The sequence below is a fragment of the Myxococcus faecalis genome, assembly GCF_050039385.1.
GTDB lineage: Bacteria > Myxococcota > Myxococcia > Myxococcales > Myxococcaceae > Myxococcus > Myxococcus fulvus.
Genome location: NZ_CP144336.1, coordinates 10350609 through 10366244 on the forward strand (window position 1 = coordinate 10350609; position 15636 = coordinate 10366244).

Sequence of the window (15636 nt, forward strand, 5' to 3'; positions counted from 1 at the left end):
GTCCGGGCCGGAGCGTCGCCTGTCCGACCGGTCGGGAGGTCGGCGCCCATTCCCCCGAAAAGGCAACGGCCGGGCCCCCTTGCGGGAACCCGGCCGTCACGCCGTGAAGCGGCTCGCTGACTACTTCTTGGTCAGCTTGCCCATCACGTCGCCGAGGCGCGCCTTGGAGCCTTCCGCCTGCTTGCGGAGGTACTCGCGGTAGTCGTCGCCCTCGCCGATCAGCGCCTTCATGGACAGCGCGACCTTCCGGTCCGGCGTGTTGATGTCGATGATCTTCACCTCGACATCCTGGTTCTCCTGCACCACGTCACGCGGGTTCTCGACACGCTCCTCCTTCAGCTCGGAGACGTGGACGAGGCCCTCGATGCCCGGCTCGATCTCCACGAACGCGCCGAAGTCGGTGACCTTGGTGACCTTGCCCTTCACGCGGCTGCCGACAGGCAGGCGCTCGGACAGCGTCTCCCAGGGGTCCGGCTGGAGCTGCTTGATGCCCAGGCTGAAGCGCTCGTTCTCGACGTCGATGTTGAGGACCACCGCCTCGACCTCGTCGCCCTTCTTGAACATCTCGCCCGGGTGCTTGATGCGCTGGGTCCAGGAGATGTCGGACACGTGCACCAGGCCGTCCACGCCCTCCTCGACGCCGACGAACACGCCGAAGTCGGTGACGTTGCGGATCTGACCCTTGATGACGGAGCCGATCGGGTACTTGTCCTCGAGCAGCGTCCAGGGGTTCTGCTCGATCTGCTTCATGCCCAGCGCGATGCGCTTGGCCTTCGGATCGATGTCCAGGACGACGGCCTCCACCTCCTGGCCGACCTCCAGGATCTTGGACGGGTGCTTGAGGCGCTTGGTCCAGGACATCTCGGACACGTGCACCAGACCCTCGACGCCCTGCTCGATCTCGATGAACGCGCCGTAGTCGGTGATGCTGACGACCTTGCCCTTGACGCGCGTGCCGACCGGGTACTTCTCGTCGGCGCGGTGCCACGGGTCCTCCTGGATCTGCTTCAGGCCCAGGCTGACGCGCTCCTGCGTCGGGTCGAACTTGAGGACGACGACGCGGACCTCGTCACCCACGTTGAACATCTCGCTGGGGTGACCGATGCGGCCCCACGACATGTCCGTGATGTGGAGCAGGCCGTCGATGCCGCCCAGGTCGATGAACGCACCGTAGTCGGTGAGGTTCTTGACCACGCCCTTGAGGACCGCACCCTCCTTCAGGTTCTTGAGGGTCTCCTTCTTCATCTCCTCGCGCTGCTTCTCGAGGAGCACGCGGCGGCTCAGGACGATGTTGCCGCGCTTCTTGTTGAACTTGATGACCTTGAACTCGAATTCCTTCGAGATGTACTGGTCAAGGTTGCGCACGGGCCGGATGTCGACCTGGCTGCCCGGGAGGAACGCCTTCACGCCGATGTCGACGGAGAGGCCACCCTTCACGCGGCCGACGATGGTGCCCTTGACGATCTCATCGCGCTCGCAGGCGGCGCTGATCTCGTCCCAGATGCGCATCTTGTCGGCCTTCTCCTTGGAGAGGACGACCATGCCGGTGTCGTTCTCACGGCTCTCCAGGAGGACCTCGACCGGGTCGCCCGCCTTGACGGAGATCTCTCCGCGAGGGCTGGTGAACTCGGAGATCGGGACCTGACCCTCGGACTTGTAGCCGATGTCGACGATCGCGAAGTCCTTGGTCACCTGCACGACGGTGCCCTTGACGATCTCCCCTTCCTTCAGGATGCCGTCGCCACCGCGCTGCTTGAGCGACTCTTCGAACATCGCCGCGAAGTTCTCATCGCCGGCGTCCGTCTCGATCTGCTGGTTCACGTTCTGCTGCATGGAGTTGGAAGTCCTTTGAAACGGTACAGCTGCCCCCTGATTTGATGGACGGGGCCTCCGCGCGGGGAGCAGCGGGAGGTCACGGACGTCCCCACCTCTGGGGACTTTTGAATGAAGCCGCGCACCCTAGACACCGGTTATTCCGGTAGTCAAGCGCGCTCGTGCCCCATGTGCTGATCACGGATGCGCTCCGCCGGAACTGTCAAGACCCGGCGGGACCTTCCGCATCACTCGAACTAAGACCGCTCGCCCTCCCGCGCACCCCTGACAGCAGGGCGCCACGCGAGCGACCGGTGCACCTGCCCGGTCAGCGAGCCCGCGCACTGTACTCGAAAAATCCGCTGAAATGCGACCGCTCGCGTGCAGGCCCGTTCCGCTCGTGGGTCGAGGTCCGCGAGTCCGGTGCCCGGCGTGAGTCATGGGGGAGGTGCGCCCGGGGGGGTGGACTGTTTTCCCGCACGTCGGCGGCTGCGGGCCTCTTCCTTCCCTTCCCTCTCATGAGGTCGTCGCCCTCGCTCCGGGCTGGCGTCGTGTACTGGGATTTCTAGAAGGACATAGAATGCCGCGTTCACTTCTCGGCTGGCACAGGATGTCCATGCTTCGTTGGAGCCCTTCTCTCCTTCTGGTGGTCGTCGCCCTCCTGGGCGCGGGCCGAGTGTCCGCGCAGGGCGTGGACTCGAATCGGCTCATCCTGTCGAGGGACAGGAACGTGGAAGTGATGCTCGTCCACGACCGGACCGGCTTTGGTGGGTCCAACACGTTGGGGTGGTTCTATTACGACGACCTGGTGGCACGCGGGTACGTCGATATCAGGGACCCTGCTGATCCCAACGACGATGTCCTCATCGATGTCGAAGGCAATGGCATCCCCGACTTCCACGAGGACCTCTTCAACCTGAATCCGGATCGGGGCTACATCGGAGTGGGCACTCGCTGCCTCCCTGAGCGGATCTTCTTCCATCAGCGCGCATCGGGGCAGACGCTCCGTCTCCGGGAGCCGGAGATCCTGACGGGTTCATGCAACTCGGCCAACAGTTACCGACAGAAGCAAGGGCCAAGGCGTTGGCCCGATTCACCAGGTTATCCCTCACGCCCGGCAGGCACCTCAGTGGTGGGGCAGCGGGTGCTCGATTTCAGAAGCGACTTGTTGAACAACAATGACGACATGAGGGCAAGTGCCATTCCCGAACCGCTGGACTCCTATTTCAGCGATCGGGGTGCCTTCCCACATATTCCGAACCTGCTCGAACCCGAGGATGCTGAAAATGGGCACATGGGGATCGGGCACCTGATCTTCCTGTCGACTGACGACGACGATAACCACTGTCCGATGGACGGCTGGAATGGCGACTCTCCCACTTCAGAGTGTTTCATGCCGCGTATGGCCTACCAGGAGGTCGACGGCGTGCGCACGAGCGTGGGCCCTGTCTGGGACAGCCGACTCGGGGAAGGGCAGGACGGCATACCCGATTACAGGGCGAGTGCCTTCGATGACCGGGGTGTGCTCATCCCTGGCATCAATCCGCTGACCAATCCCAATGAGGATGATCGCCGAAAGAAGCTTGGCAGCATCCAGGGCCAGCGGGAGGTCGTGTTCTTCCTCGTCTCCTACGTGGAACAGATCTACGACGATGCGACGGACACCTGCTTCCTGCCGTTTGTGACGCCTGAGGCGCGCCTTCAGTGCGAGTTGTGGGGGCACGGCGACATCAACGTCTACTTCTCGAAGACGCTGTTGAACCTCGACCTGAACCAGAGCCCGGACGATGTCCTGGCGTCCATCTCGCCTCAGTCCTGGCTCGACGACGTGGCAAGGGACCGGCTCGAATCGCCGACCTACGGAAAGGTCTTCATCACCGACTCCGAGCCGCTTGAGGCCAGGAGTCACCAACAGCGAACCCCTCATGTGCTGATGCTGGCGCCCCAGTCCAACCCTGACGTGTGGGTCCTGAGTTGGGGGAACATGAACTCGGGTGGAGATCGAGCCTTCACCGATATGGCCTTCCTGGTCAGCGGCGTGGGCATCGAGGCCACACAGGTCGTGATCGATGGGCCCCTCGGCCCCGTGTACGAGGACCAGGAGCTTGCGTTCACCGCGCGCGTGGCGACAGTTTCTGGTGAGCTGGTCACCTCGGGGGGGGTGTCGTTCTACGTGGACGGCACCCTGTGGTCGTCCGTCGAGGTAGACTTCGAGGGGAAGAGCTCGGTTTTGCTCTACCTCTCCCCTGGAGAACACGTCATCACCGCCGTGTACGAAGGGCTCGATGGGCAGTACCAGCCGAGTCAGCCCACGGACTATGGGGTGTTCGTCGATGCGTCGAGCGATGGCGGCACTCCTGACGGAGGAGCACCGGATGGTGGTCAACCGGATGCCGGTGCGTTCGATGCGGGCCCCCAGGATGCGGGAGCGCCGGATTCGGGCCCCTTCGACGCCGGGTCGGAGCCGGACGCGGGTGAAGAGGAAGATGCGGGAACGCCTCCAGAGCCTGACGCGGGCGAGGATGCAGGTACTCCGCCGGACCCAGATGCCGGTGAGGACGCGGGCACGTCGCCGGATGCAGGTGATGGTGGCGATGACGCGGGAACGCCTCCGGAACCGGATGCGGGTGACGACGGTGGACCCACGCCGGAGCCCGACGCGGGCGATGACGCGGGCACCACTCCTCAGCCTGAACCTGACGCGGGCGACAACGATGCCGGTACGGCTCCTGATGCGGGTACGGAAGACGCTGGCCCCTCGGACCCCAATGGCCCCAGCGAGCCGGAGCAGCCAGGCCCTCGCGATCTGACGGTCACCGGCTGGGGATGCGGCGCCACCGATGCCAGTAGCGCGTCCTTCGTGATGCTGGTGCTCTGGGTGGGCGTGTCGGTCCTCCGCACCCGGAGCCGGAAGCTCGACTGACGGTGAGGCCGTGGCTCTCGGTGCGAGGCTTCAGCGCCGAGAGCCGAGCACCTCCGTGAATCCCTCCGGCCTCACGGCGTCTTCCAGTCTCCGTAGCACGCCGTGAGCCCGCACTCGGGACACCGGCAGCCGATGTAGACCCAGCGGACATCCGTGCTGTCCTTGTAGAAGGCGAAGCCCACGGCCATCTCGAACGCCCCATTCCCACAGGGGCACTCGGCCTGTTCGAGCTCCGCCTCTTCCAGGAACTCCTCGCTGTCCGCGAGGGGAACCTCGTGCTCGCACTTCGGGCAGCACTGCACCGCCGCGCCCGCCTCCTCATCGAGGATGAGCAGGGACCGCTCATGGCCGCACTCAGGGCAGCGCAGCTCATCGAGGCGATCGATGGGATACTTGTTCGCCTTGCTGTACCGCTCCAGCTCCGGCCGGATGTCCGCGCGCGAATCGCCGTAGTAATGCCGGCCCTTTTTCTTCAACGCCACGCGCCTACCCCAGCAGCTTGAAGCTCTCGCGCGCAATCACCACGCGCTGCACCTCGCTGGTGCCCTCGTAGATGGTCTGCACGCGGGCGTCGCGGAAATACCGCTCCACGGGGAACTCGTCGATGTAGCCGTAGCCACCATGAAGCTGCACGGCCTTGTCGCAGACGCGGTTGCTCGTCTCGCTGGCGTACAGCTTCGCCATCGACGCCTCGCGGGAGAACGGCTGCTTCTGGTCCTTCAGGAACGCCGCGCGCAGCGTCAGCAGCTCCGCCGCGTCGATCTGCGTCTTCATGTCGGCAATCATGAACCGCGGGCCCTGGAACTCGCCCACGGCCTGGCCGAAGGCCTTGCGGTCCTTCACATACGAGACCGTCGCCTCCAGCGCGGCCCGCGCCACCCCGCACGCCTGCGACGCGATGCCGATGCGCCCGCCGTCCAGCGCGACCATCGCCAGCCGGAACCCCTGCCCTTCCGCCGCCAGCAGGTTCTCCGCCGGAATCACGCAGTCCTCGAACGTCAGCGGCACGGTGTTCGACGAGCGCAGGCCCATCTTGTCCTCGTGACGCCCGACGATGAGGCCCTTCGTCCCGCCCTCCACGATGAAGCAGGACAAGCCCTTGTTGCCCGCGCCCGACGTCCGCGCCCACACCACGAACACCCCGGCGTGCGCACCCGACGTGATCCACTGCTTGCTGCCGTTGAGCACCCAGGTGTCGCCACGCCGCACCGCCGTGGTCCTGAGCGCGCCCGGGTCCGAGCCCGCGTGCGGCTCCGAGAGCGCGAACGAGCCCGCCACCGCCTCACCGGACGCCAGCCGCGTCACGTACTTCTCGCGCTGGGCCTCGGTCCCGAAGGCGTTGATCAGCTCGCCACACATGTTGGTGACGGCCATCGTCACCGCGGTGGACGCGTCCGCCGCCGCCATCTCCATCATCGCCAGCGCGTAGGAGACGGCGCCCGCCTCCGAGCCGCCGTACTTCGCCGGGATGTTCACCCCGAGCAGCCCCAGCTCCCCCAGCTCCTTGTAGAGCTCCGTCGGGAAGCGCTCCGTGCGGTCCAGCTCGCGGGCCAGCGGCGCCACGCGCTCGCGCGCGAACTTGCGGGCCGTCTCGCGAATCAGCGTCTGGGTCTCGGTCAGCTCGAGGTTCACGGAGGTCTTCCTACTCGACGGCCTTGAGGTTGAACGGGTACTCGATGGGGTGGTCCGCGCCGTCCGGAGGCTTGGGGAACGTCATGGACGTCAGCACGGCCACCACGCAGTCGTGCAGGTTCGGGTCCTTCAGCGTGCTGCCCTTCTTCACCTTGGCGTTCTTCACCAGGCCATTGGCGTCGATGGTGAAGGACGTGTGCAGCTTGCCCTCCACCTTCTTGTCCTTCTCCGCCATGTGGTCCTCGTAGCACTCCTGGATGCGCCCCTGGTTGTAGGCGACCACCTGGCGGATGGAGTCCGGCGTGAAGGGCATCCGCTCCACGTCCGGCGCGTCGCTCTTCGCGGGCGCCGGCTTCGCGGGGGCCGCGGGCTTCCCGCCCTCGGACTTCTTCGACGGAGTGCCCTGGGCGAGCGCCGCGGCGGACGCCAGGACCAGTACGGGAAGCAGTGCCCTCTTCATGATGCCTACTCCTTCAGGACGTTGGCCGAGATGACGATGCGCTGGATCTCGCTCGTCCCCTCGTAGATCTCGGTGATGCGAGCGTCGCGCACGTGGCGCTCCGCGTCCATCTCCTTGCTGTAGCCCATGCCGCCGTGCACCTGGAGGGCCTTGTTCGTCACGCGGTTGGCCATCTCGCTGGCGAACAGCTTCGCCATCGCGCTCTCCGCGCTGTGACGCACGCCCTTGTCCTTGAGCAGGGCCGCCCGCCAGATGAGCAGCCGGGCCGCGTCGATCTCCATGGCCATGTCGGCGATCATGAACTGGATGGCCTGGTGCTCGCGGATGGGCTTGCCGAACGACTTGCGCTCACCCGAGTAGCGGACGGCCTCCTCGTACGCGGCGCGCGCGATGCCCAGCGCCTGGGACGCGATGCCGATGCGGCCACCGTCCAGCGTGGACATGGCGACCTTGAAGCCCTCGCCCTCCTTGCCCAGCAGGTTCTTGGCCGGCACGCGCATGTCCTCGAAGAACATGGAGCAGGACCAGGCGGCGCTGATGCCCATCTTCTTGTCGGGCTCGGCGCGCGTGAAGCCGGGGGTGTTGGTGGGGACCAGGAAGGCGCTGATGCCCTTGTGGCCCGCCTCCTTGTTCGTCATCGTGAACAGCACGATGGCGTCGGCCTTGGGGCCGTTGGTGATCCAGTTCTTGGAGCCGTTGATGATGTACTCGTCACCCCGGCGCACCGCGACGGTCTGCTGGGCGGCGGCGTCGCTGCCCGCCTCGGGCTCCGTCAGGCCGAAGCAGCCGAGCTTGTCACCCCGCGCGAACGGCGTGAGGAACTCCTCCTTCTGCGCCTCGGTGCCGAACTTCATCACCGGATCGCAGTAGAGCGAGTTGTTCACGCTCATGATGACGCCGGTGGAGGCACAGCCGCGGCTGATCTCCTCCATGGCGAGCGCGTAACAGACATTGTCCAGGCCCGCGCCGCCGTACTGCTCGGGGACGGCGACACCGAGCAGCGACAGCTCGGCGAGCTTCTTCACCGCATCGGTGGGCCACGTGTGGTGCTCATCCCACTTGCGGGCGTTGGGGGTCAGTTCCTTGGCGGCGAACTCGCGGCACATCCGCTGGATCTCGCGCTGGACGTCGGTCAGCTCGAAGTTCATGAGGGCTCCATATTACGGGGGGTGCTCCCAGGGAATAGCGAAGACGAAGGACCCGTCCCCAAGCGACGGTTACCGTGCCGATGAGCCGCCGGCCGCCCGCCCCCGCTCCCCGGATTCCAGGGGCGAGCCCAGGAACATGTTCAGGGGCACCGTGACGTCGAAGGACACGTCCATCCGCGCCCCCTCCCCCGTCCAGGCCCGGCGCAGCACCACCGACACCGTCCACGGTGTCGTGGCCTCGTGCCGTTCAATCAGGTCATACGTGAGGCCCACCCCCGCCACGCCCCCCGAGCCGTCCTGACCCCACAGGCCCGCTCCCTCGGCGAGCACCCCGAGGCGCGCCCGGTCCGGGAACACCAACACGCGCGCTCCCGCGAGCAGCCGCCACTTCGCCGGGGCCAGGCGGACCTGGGGCTCGAGGAAGGGCGAGACGAGCAGCGTGGGGCCGGGGAGGTCCCACGCCCCGAGCGCCCACGGGTGGATGGGCCAGGAGAGCACCCAGTGGTCTGGAGCCCCCGAGGCCCACTGGTAGCGGACATCGGGCATCAACGGCTCGAGGAAGCACCCGGTATAGATGCACAGCGAGCGCTTCCACGACACGAGCGGCGAGGCGCGGCCGTGCTCGTCGTCGGGCGGGGCTTCGCGAGCGGGTTCAGGGGGCTCACCCTCGCGCGCGGGCGGACGAACGGGCTCGTCGGCGAGCGCGCGGCTCGAAGGGGCCAGGCGCCCATCGAGGACGCCCGTCGGGACACGCTCGGCGCGGGCCGGCGACGCGGCCAGGAGGACCGTGAGGAGACTCCCGACCGCGCGCGCGTGAATCACACGCCCGTGAAGCTCGCGGGACGCTTGGCGAGGAAGGCCTGCATGCCCTCGCGCTGGTCATGGGAGCCGAACAGCTCCGCGAAGCCCTGGCGCTCGAGCGTGTTGGCCTCGGTGAGGTCCTTGTCCGCGCCCTGCTCGATGACCCGCTTGGCCTTGCCGATGGCCAATGGGCTGTTCTTGAGCATCTTCGCCGCGACGGCGCGGCAGTGCGCGAGCAGCCCGTCGGCCGGCAGCACCTCCAGCACCAGGCCGATCTCCTTCGCCTTGGCCGCGTCGATGCGCGCGCCCGTGAAGATGAGCTCCTTCGCGCGGGCCCGGCCCACCACGCGGGTGAGCCGCTGCGTGCCGCCGAAGCCCGGAATGACCCCCAGGCCCACTTCCGGCAGGCCGAGCTGCGCCTTCTCGGACGCGTAGATGAAGTCGCACGCCAGGGCCAGCTCACAGCCGCCGCCCAGCGCGAAGCCGTTCACCGCGGCGATGGTGGGGATGGTCAAGGACTCCAGCAGCGCGAGCGCGCGGTGGCCCAGGGCGGCGAACTCCTGCGCCTGGGACTCGTTCAGCGCCGCCATCTCCGCGATGTCCGCGCCCGCGACGAAGGCCTTCTCGCCTCCGCCGGTGACGATGAGCACGCGCGTCTCGACGCCGAGCGAGCGCACCGCCGCCTCGAACTCCTGCAGCGTCTTGTTGTTGAGGGCGTTGAGCGCCTTGGGACGGTCGATGGTCAGCGTGGCGACCGCGCCGTCGTGCTCCAGTCGGAGGTTCTCGTAGGTCATGGTCCGGTGTCCTCTCTGGGCTCAGTACTTGTAGAAGCCGCGGCCGCTCTTCTTGCCGTACCAGCCGGCGTCCACGTACTGACGCAGCAGCGGGCACGGGCGGTACTTCGAGTCACCCAGGCCCTTGTGCAGCACCTCGGCGATGTAGAGCACCGTGTCCAGGCCGATGAAGTCGGCCAGCTGCAGCGGGCCCATGGGCTGGTTGGTGCCCAGCTTCATCGCGGTGTCGATGTCCTCCGCGGAGCCCAGGCCCTCCATCAGCGCGTAGCAGGCCTCGTTCAGCATCGGGATGAGGATGCGGTTGACGATGAAGCCCGGGAAGTCCTTGGAGACGACCGTCGTCTTGCCCATGCGCTCGGACAGCGTGCGCGTGGTGGCGTAGGTCTCGTCGGACGTCGCGGCGCCGCGGATGAGCTCCACCAGCTGCATCACCGGCACCGGGTTCATGAAGTGCATGCCGATGACGGACTCGGGGCGCTTCGTGGACGCGGCGATGCGGGTGATGGGGATGGAGGAGGTGTTGGTGGCGAGGATGCCGCCCGGCCGGACGACGGCGTCCAGGTCCTGGAAGATGCGGCGCTTGAGGTCCTCGTTCTCCGTCACCGCCTCGATGGCGAAGTCGACATCCTTCGCCTCGGTGACATTCGTGAGGGTGGCGAGGTTGGCCTCGGCGGCCTGCTGCTTCGCGGCGTCCAGCTTGCCCTTCTCCACCAGCTTCTTCAGGCCCGCGCGGATGCGGTCCGCGCCCTTGGCGAGACCTTCCTTGGACACGTCCGCCAGCGTGACGCGCAGACCCGCCTGCAATGCCACCTGCGCGATGCCCGCGCCCATCTGCCCGGCGCCGACGACGACGATGTGCTCCGTTGCCATGGTGCTCTCGAACCCCTCGGTCGGAATGTGAATGACGTCGAGCGGCCTTAGCCCACGCCCCCGGGGCGGTCAACGAGTCGCGGCGGGCAACTCCACCTGGCGGACGATGTAGCGCTCCTCCCCCACCGACAGGCGCTCCTCCACGCGCTGGCGCTCCTCGCGGCCCGCGAGCTTCACGAAGAACACCGCGCGGAAGTCACCCTCCGGCAGGTCCACCTTGAAGGTGAGCTCCGGGGGCGCGCCGGTGTCGCCGAAGAAGCGCTCCTCGCGCTTGATGAGCTCGCCGTCCGCGCCGCTCACCTGGAGGTCCAGGGCGCGCGCCTGTCGCCAGCCGTCACCCGAGGGATGGATGACCAGCTCGCGCTCGGGGATGCCGGTCACCTGCCAGAGCCACAGGCCCAGCCCGACGGCCAGCAGCAGCGGCAGCCGCTTGGCGAGCGGCGAGGAACGGAAGCCCTTCCGCGCGGGCGCGGCGGGTGTTTCAGGGGGAGGCGTGTCCGCCACCACTACTCCTTCTTCGAGCGCCGGGAGCCGGGGCGGCGGGCATTGAGCTCGGAGATGACCACGCGCGCGGTGGGGGCCGCGGCGTGCTTCTTCTCCTTGGGGCGCGGCTCGGCGGCGGGAGGCTCGGGCTCATCCTCACCGAGCTTCTCGGCCTTGTCCGGCGGGACGAGCCGGACCTGCGCCTTGATCTCCAGCGTCATGCCGGAGACCAGCTTGAGGAACTCGTCGCGCAGCTTCTCGGACTGGAGGAAGCGGCGGAGCTCCTCGGTGATCGCGCCCGTGACTTCATCCTTGGTCTTCTCCGCCTGGGAGAGGATGAAGCCGAGGGCTTCTTTCGGGAGCTTGAGCTGGCCGGCGAGGTTGCGGATGCCCTCTTCGGTCATGAAGAGGGCGCCCAGGCCGGCGACGGCCATGCGGCGGACGAACTCCGGGACGAAACCCGCGGGCCCCGAGGCGCGCCCTTCCCGGCCGGAACGGTCCTCGTCGATGAGCGGGTCGTCGGGATACTCGTCGTTGCCGGCCGGGGGCATGAAGCGTCTCCTGGGTGGGTCAGCGTGCCTGCACCACCGGCAGCGGGATGCTCTTGGCGCTCTGCGCGGACACGCGGCCCGCGATGTTGCGAGCGACCTCCAGGAAGGCCTTGGCCTCCGGGCTGTCCTTGGCGCCCACCACCACCGGTACGCCCGAGTCTCCCGACACACGCACCTTCAAGTCCAGCGGAACTTCCCCGAGGAACGGGATGCCGAACATCTCCGCGGCCTTGCGACCACCGCCGTGGTTGAAGATGGGGGTGACGTGCGAGCAGTTCGGGCAGACGAACTGGGACATGTTCTCCACGATGCCCAGCACGGGGATGTGGACCTTGTCGAACATCTGCTTGGCGCGGACCACGTCGGCCAGGGCCACGTCCTGCGGCGTGGTGACGAGCACCGCCCCCGCGGCGCGGATGGACTGCGACAGCGACAGGGCCACGTCACCGGTGCCCGGGGGCAGGTCCAGGACGAGGTAGTCGAGCTCGCCCCAGTTCACGTCACGCACCAGCTGCATCAGCGCGCCGTGGAGCATGGGGCCGCGCCAGATGAGCGCCTGGTCGGCCTCGACGAGGAAGCCGATGGACATGACCTTGAGGCCGTGGGCGATGAGCGGATCCAGCGACTTGCCGTCGGGGCTGACGGGCTTCTTGTCGCCCAGGCCCGTCATCAGGGGGACGGAGGGGCCGTAGAAGTCGGCGTCGAGCAGGCCGACCTTGGCGCCGTGCTGGGCCAGGCCCGTGGCCAGGTTGACGGCGACCGTGCTCTTGCCGACGCCGCCCTTCCCCGCGCCGACGAGGATGATGTTCTTCACCTTGGGGAGCAGCGCGCCCGCGGGGACGCCGCCACCGGCGGAGCGGACCTGGGCGCCCCACTCGATGTTGAAGGACTTCAGGCCGGGGACGGCCTTGAGGGCGGCCTCGGAGTCGGCCTGGATCTTCCCCTTCATGGGGCAGGCGGGCGTGGTGAGCTCGATCTTGAGTTTGACGGTGTCGCCGGTGACGCGGACGTCCTTCACCATTCCGGCCTTCACCAGATCCACGTGCAGCTCGGGATCGATCACCTTCGACATGGCCGCGAGGACGTCGGCCTCGGTAACGCTCATCGGGACACCTGAAACCTTTTGGAAAACGGGCGCTTGGGAGCACCCCCAGGGGCGCGGAACATGCCAGTCCGGGAGGAGCTGTACAACGTCGTTTAACGTGGTGTGGCCCAGGACGCACCCTGGCGGCGGACTGGAGGGCCGGAGGGTGTCGACAGGCTGAAGGTGTCCATCAGGGACACTGTGGGAACGGGCAGGCGGGCCTATTCCAGGGCCAAGACACGGTACTCGCCGTCCTCGAGGACCAGGCGGACGGCGCGCTCGTCGCCCAGGGGGAAGACGGCCTCACCGGCGCCGACTCGCACGTGGGTGTTGAGGGCGAGCCGGGCGCGGCGCAGGCGCTCCTTGGAGAGGGGCTCGCGCTCGAAGTCCTCCTTGAGCCGCTCGGGGGTGTAGCGGGCGCGCAAGGGAGCGGCGAGGAGGCCGTAGGCGGTCTTCCAGTCCTTGGCGTCGGAGGCGTCGAGGAAGCGGCGGAGCGCGGCGCGAGGGACATCGGCCGGGCGGGCCTCGACGACGCGCCAGTCGGGGCCGGAGCGCGCGAGGGTGAGCGCGGGGGCTCGGGCCTCGAGGAGCTCGGTGCTGGAGCGGACGGCGGCGGCGCGCTCACGGCGGGTGGCTTCGTCCGAGTAGCGCTCCAGGAAGGCCGTCTCCCCGTCGGGGCCGTTGGTGGTGAGGGCGTAGGCGTCCTGGAGCCGTCCCTCGTCGAGGGCTCGCGCGTAGGCCTCCGCCACGGAGACGGGCTCACGCGACGGCGTGGCGCAGGCGGGGGCCAGCACGAGGAGCCCTGTGAGGACGGTGCGCTTCATGGGGCGCGGACCGTACCACGGAGCTTGTGCGCGAACCGGCGCAGCCACGAGTCGACCTCGGGCTCGTCCGCCAACGACACGAGCATCTCCTTCGCATCGCCGCTCAGGTCCCACGACACCGGGCACAGGGCATACGTGGCCTGGTGCGCTGCGCCCATCAGGAGCTTCAGAATTGACATCCGCGGCGCGGGCGCACCGTAGGACTTCAACTCGAAGTCACCCGGCGCCACCTTCGCGAGCGACAGCGCGTACCGGCACGCCTCCTCGAACCCGCCGAGCTTGTCCACCAGCCCGGCCTCCTTGGCGCGCAGGCCCGAATACACGCGGCCCTCGGCCAGCGCGTGGATCTCCTCCTTGGTCCGCCCGCGCGCCTTCGCCACGTGCCCCAGGAAGGATTGGTACATCTCCTCGATGTCCGCCTCGAGCGCGGCCCGTTCCCCTTCCGTGAACGCGCGCGAGAACGACAGCAGCCCCGCGTTCGCCCCGCGCGTGATCACTGTCTTGTGGATGCCCAACATCTGCATCAGCCCGGACGTGTCGAACTTGCCCGCGAACACACCAATGGAGCCCACCACCGCGTGCGGCGCGCTCCACAGCTCCTTCGCGCCCAGCGCCACCATGTAGCCCGCACTGGCGCAGACCCGGTCCATGTAAGCAATCACGGGCTTCTTCTTCGCCACTCGCTGCACCACCTCGAGGATCTGCTCCGAGGCGATCGCCGCACCACCGGGGCTGTTCACATACAGGAGGATGGCCTTGGACCGCTTGTCCCGCGCCGCCGCCCTCAACCCCTTCACCACCGCGTCCGACGTCGCGAACCGGCCCCCCGCGTTCCCGCTCCCCGGGACGATCATCCCGGACACCGGCACGAACGCCAGCCGGGGCTTGCGCTTCCACCGCCGCCACTTCACCGGCGGGAACGGCACCGTCTCCAGGTACATCTCCATCGGCTCCAGTTCCGTGTCGTCATCCTCCGGAGCCGCGCCGTCCTTCTTCTCCACCATCCCCAGGTGCAGCGGCAGGTCCACCTCGCTCACCAGCCCATCCACCAGCCCCGCCGCCTGCGCTCGTTGCGCGCTGTACGGCCCCTGGTCGATGAGCGCCCTCACCTCGTCCGGCGTCTTCTTCCGCGCCGCGGACACCGCCTCCACCAGCGCGGCGTAGCGCTCGTCCAGGAACGACTCCACCGTGCGCCGCTGGATGTCGGAGACCTCCGGGTGCGTGAACAGCTCCGGCGCTGTCTTGTAGTCACCGCGCCGGATGAACTGCGGCCGGATGCCGATGCGCGACAGCCCCTCCCCCAACGCCGTCGACTCCGCCGCGTACCCCACCAGCTCCAGCCGCCCCATGGGCGCGAGCAGCACCTCGTCCGCCGCGCAGAGCACCGGATACGAATCCGTGTCCACCATCACCGCCCACGTCACCACCCGCTTGCCCGCAGCACGGAACTCCGCCAGCAACGCCAGCAGCGCGTCCCGCTTCGCCTGGGGCAACCCCAACCCCTCCACCTCCAACAACACCCCCTTCACCTTGGCGTCCCGCGCCAACAGCCGCAGCGCCTCGCCGAACGTCTCCAGGGACGTCACGTCCGAGGGCTCCGGCTTCGAGCCGCCCCCCAGTGAGAACCGGGGCTTGCGCTGCTCCCGGTACGGCGGATCCCCCGTCAGGCGGAAGCGCACGTAGGCCGGACGGCTCCCGGCCGCGAACATCCGGAAGGGCGCACCCAACAGGGTTCGCAGGAGCAGCAACAGGTTGGCGATGGCGAGGAAGGGCAGGCGCAGCATGGCGTCCCGAGGTCGATGTGGGCACCCAGGCGCGTACTGGACACGCTCTCCCGGTGCAAGCCCTGTTCAGCAGGCCCGTTGGGTCGTGATAGCCTCCCCCGCCATGCGAACCCCTTCCCTTGCCCGACTCCTCCTCGTCCTCGCGCTCGCGACGGGCGGAGCCGCGCTGGCCCAGCCGCGCAAACCGGTCCAGGAATTCAACGCCCCCCGTGAGCTCACCGCCGAGGAGCGCGAGGCCGCCAAGCAGCGCGCCATGGGCAACAACCTCAACAACTACGGCAAGGACATCCAGGTGAAGACCCAGCCCTTCCCCTGGAAGGCCGCGGGCCTCGCCGGCATCGTGTTCCTCGTCGCCATCCCCTTCGCCATCCGGGCCTTCCGGAACACGTCGAAGGACATGGACAACATCAACACCTTCGGGAACAACTCCAACCGCGCCGACGACGAGGCGGCCTGAAGCACCCTCGCGC

At 67.9% G+C, this 15636-nt stretch carries 15 protein-coding genes; 2 read left to right on the top strand and 13 right to left on the bottom strand.

What is annotated here, in order from left to right; all coding sequences use genetic code 11:
* Positions 1 to 120: 120 nt before the first annotated feature.
* Entirely contained in the window at positions 121 to 1833 is a 1713-nt protein-coding gene (locus tag VZQ01_RS41090) for a 30S ribosomal protein S1 (RefSeq protein WP_141330440.1), read from the bottom strand.
* Positions 1834 to 2542: 709 nt separating this feature from the next.
* Between VZQ01_RS41090 and VZQ01_RS41095 the strand changes: the two genes are divergently transcribed.
* Complete coding sequence (locus VZQ01_RS41095) at positions 2543 to 4735, top strand: Ig-like domain repeat protein (RefSeq protein WP_426746370.1); 2193 nt, start codon at positions 2543 to 2545, stop codon at positions 4733 to 4735.
* Between the two features lie 71 nt (positions 4736 to 4806).
* Here the strand turns inward: VZQ01_RS41095 and VZQ01_RS41100 are convergent, their stop codons facing one another.
* The 12 genes from VZQ01_RS41100 to sppA all read right to left on the bottom strand — a co-directional run bounded on the left by VZQ01_RS41100 (position 4807) and on the right by sppA (position 15166).
* Positions 4807 to 5217 carry a hypothetical protein gene (locus VZQ01_RS41100; protein ID WP_426746372.1) on the bottom strand — a complete coding sequence of 137 codons (411 nt, stop codon included), beginning with the start codon at positions 5215 to 5217 and terminating at the stop codon, positions 4807 to 4809.
* A gap of 4 nt (positions 5218 to 5221) precedes the next feature.
* Positions 5222 to 6367 (bottom strand): acyl-CoA dehydrogenase family protein, encoded by a 1146-nt coding sequence (locus VZQ01_RS41105; RefSeq protein WP_141333060.1) that lies wholly within the window; start codon positions 6365 to 6367, stop codon positions 5222 to 5224.
* A gap of 10 nt (positions 6368 to 6377) precedes the next feature.
* Entirely contained in the window at positions 6378 to 6827 is a 450-nt protein-coding gene (locus tag VZQ01_RS41110; protein WP_426746373.1) for an AgmX/PglI C-terminal domain-containing protein, read from the bottom strand.
* A gap of 5 nt (positions 6828 to 6832) precedes the next feature.
* Entirely contained in the window at positions 6833 to 7975 is a 1143-nt protein-coding gene (locus VZQ01_RS41115; protein WP_223748574.1) for an acyl-CoA dehydrogenase, read from the bottom strand.
* Between the two features lie 69 nt (positions 7976 to 8044).
* Positions 8045 to 8797 carry a hypothetical protein gene (locus VZQ01_RS41120; RefSeq protein ID WP_426746374.1) on the bottom strand — a complete coding sequence of 251 codons (753 nt, stop codon included), beginning with the start codon at positions 8795 to 8797 and terminating at the stop codon, positions 8045 to 8047.
* The gene (locus tag VZQ01_RS41125) at positions 8794 to 9570 is read right to left on the bottom strand and encodes an enoyl-CoA hydratase/isomerase family protein (protein ID WP_223783302.1); all 777 of its coding nucleotides are present in this window, start codon (positions 9568 to 9570) and stop codon (positions 8794 to 8796) included. The genes VZQ01_RS41120 and VZQ01_RS41125 overlap by 4 nt, the downstream gene beginning before the upstream one ends.
* A 21-nt stretch (positions 9571 to 9591) precedes the next feature.
* Complete coding sequence (locus VZQ01_RS41130) at positions 9592 to 10440, bottom strand: 3-hydroxyacyl-CoA dehydrogenase family protein (RefSeq protein WP_248542648.1); 849 nt, start codon at positions 10438 to 10440, stop codon at positions 9592 to 9594.
* A 69-nt stretch (positions 10441 to 10509) separates the two neighbouring features.
* Positions 10510 to 10944, bottom strand: coding sequence for a hypothetical protein (locus VZQ01_RS41135; protein WP_408890384.1), 435 nt, complete (start codon positions 10942 to 10944; stop codon positions 10510 to 10512).
* 2 nt (positions 10945 to 10946) lie between these two features.
* Positions 10947 to 11474, bottom strand: coding sequence for a hypothetical protein (locus VZQ01_RS41140; protein ID WP_141324923.1), 528 nt, complete (start codon positions 11472 to 11474; stop codon positions 10947 to 10949).
* A 19-nt stretch (positions 11475 to 11493) separates the two neighbouring features.
* Positions 11494 to 12579 (bottom strand): Mrp/NBP35 family ATP-binding protein, encoded by a 1086-nt coding sequence (locus tag VZQ01_RS41145; RefSeq protein WP_426746375.1) that lies wholly within the window; start codon positions 12577 to 12579, stop codon positions 11494 to 11496.
* A gap of 200 nt (positions 12580 to 12779) precedes the next feature.
* Complete coding sequence (locus tag VZQ01_RS41150; RefSeq protein ID WP_426746376.1) at positions 12780 to 13382, bottom strand: hypothetical protein; 603 nt, start codon at positions 13380 to 13382, stop codon at positions 12780 to 12782.
* Entirely contained in the window at positions 13379 to 15166 is a 1788-nt protein-coding gene (gene sppA / locus VZQ01_RS41155; protein WP_426746377.1) for a signal peptide peptidase SppA, read from the bottom strand. Before sppA ends, VZQ01_RS41150 begins: the two co-directional genes overlap by 4 nt.
* Before the next feature lie 103 nt (positions 15167 to 15269).
* On the opposite strand from sppA, the gene VZQ01_RS41160 reads away from it, so the two are divergent.
* Positions 15270 to 15623, top strand: a complete 354-nt coding sequence (locus VZQ01_RS41160; RefSeq protein WP_141324930.1) for a hypothetical protein — start codon at positions 15270 to 15272, stop codon at positions 15621 to 15623.
* The last annotated feature ends 13 nt before the right edge of the window (positions 15624 to 15636 follow it).

Bases quoted from the DNA above. Each gene is read 5' to 3' on its own strand.
- VZQ01_RS41090 (WP_141330440.1), bottom strand. From the start codon at position 1,833: ATGCAGCAGAACGTGAACCAGCAGATCGAGACGGACGCCGGCGATGAG.
- VZQ01_RS41110 (WP_426746373.1), bottom strand. From the start codon at position 6,827: ATGAAGAGGGCACTGCTTCCCGTACTGGTCCTGGCGTCCGCCGCGGCG.
- VZQ01_RS41115 (WP_223748574.1), bottom strand. From the start codon at position 7,975: ATGAACTTCGAGCTGACCGACGTCCAGCGCGAGATCCAGCGGATGTGC.
- VZQ01_RS41125 (WP_223783302.1), bottom strand. From the start codon at position 9,570: ATGACCTACGAGAACCTCCGACTGGAGCACGACGGCGCGGTCGCCACG.
- VZQ01_RS41130 (WP_248542648.1), bottom strand. From the start codon at position 10,440: ATGGCAACGGAGCACATCGTCGTCGTCGGCGCCGGGCAGATGGGCGCG.
- VZQ01_RS41140 (WP_141324923.1), bottom strand. From the start codon at position 11,474: ATGCCCCCGGCCGGCAACGACGAGTATCCCGACGACCCGCTCATCGAC.
- VZQ01_RS41145 (WP_426746375.1), bottom strand. From the start codon at position 12,579: ATGAGCGTTACCGAGGCCGACGTCCTCGCGGCCATGTCGAAGGTGATC.
- VZQ01_RS41150 (WP_426746376.1), bottom strand. From the start codon at position 13,382: ATGAAGCGCACCGTCCTCACAGGGCTCCTCGTGCTGGCCCCCGCCTGC.
- sppA (WP_426746377.1), bottom strand. From the start codon at position 15,166: ATGCTGCGCCTGCCCTTCCTCGCCATCGCCAACCTGTTGCTGCTCCTG.
- VZQ01_RS41160 (WP_141324930.1), top strand. From the start codon at position 15,270: ATGCGAACCCCTTCCCTTGCCCGACTCCTCCTCGTCCTCGCGCTCGCG.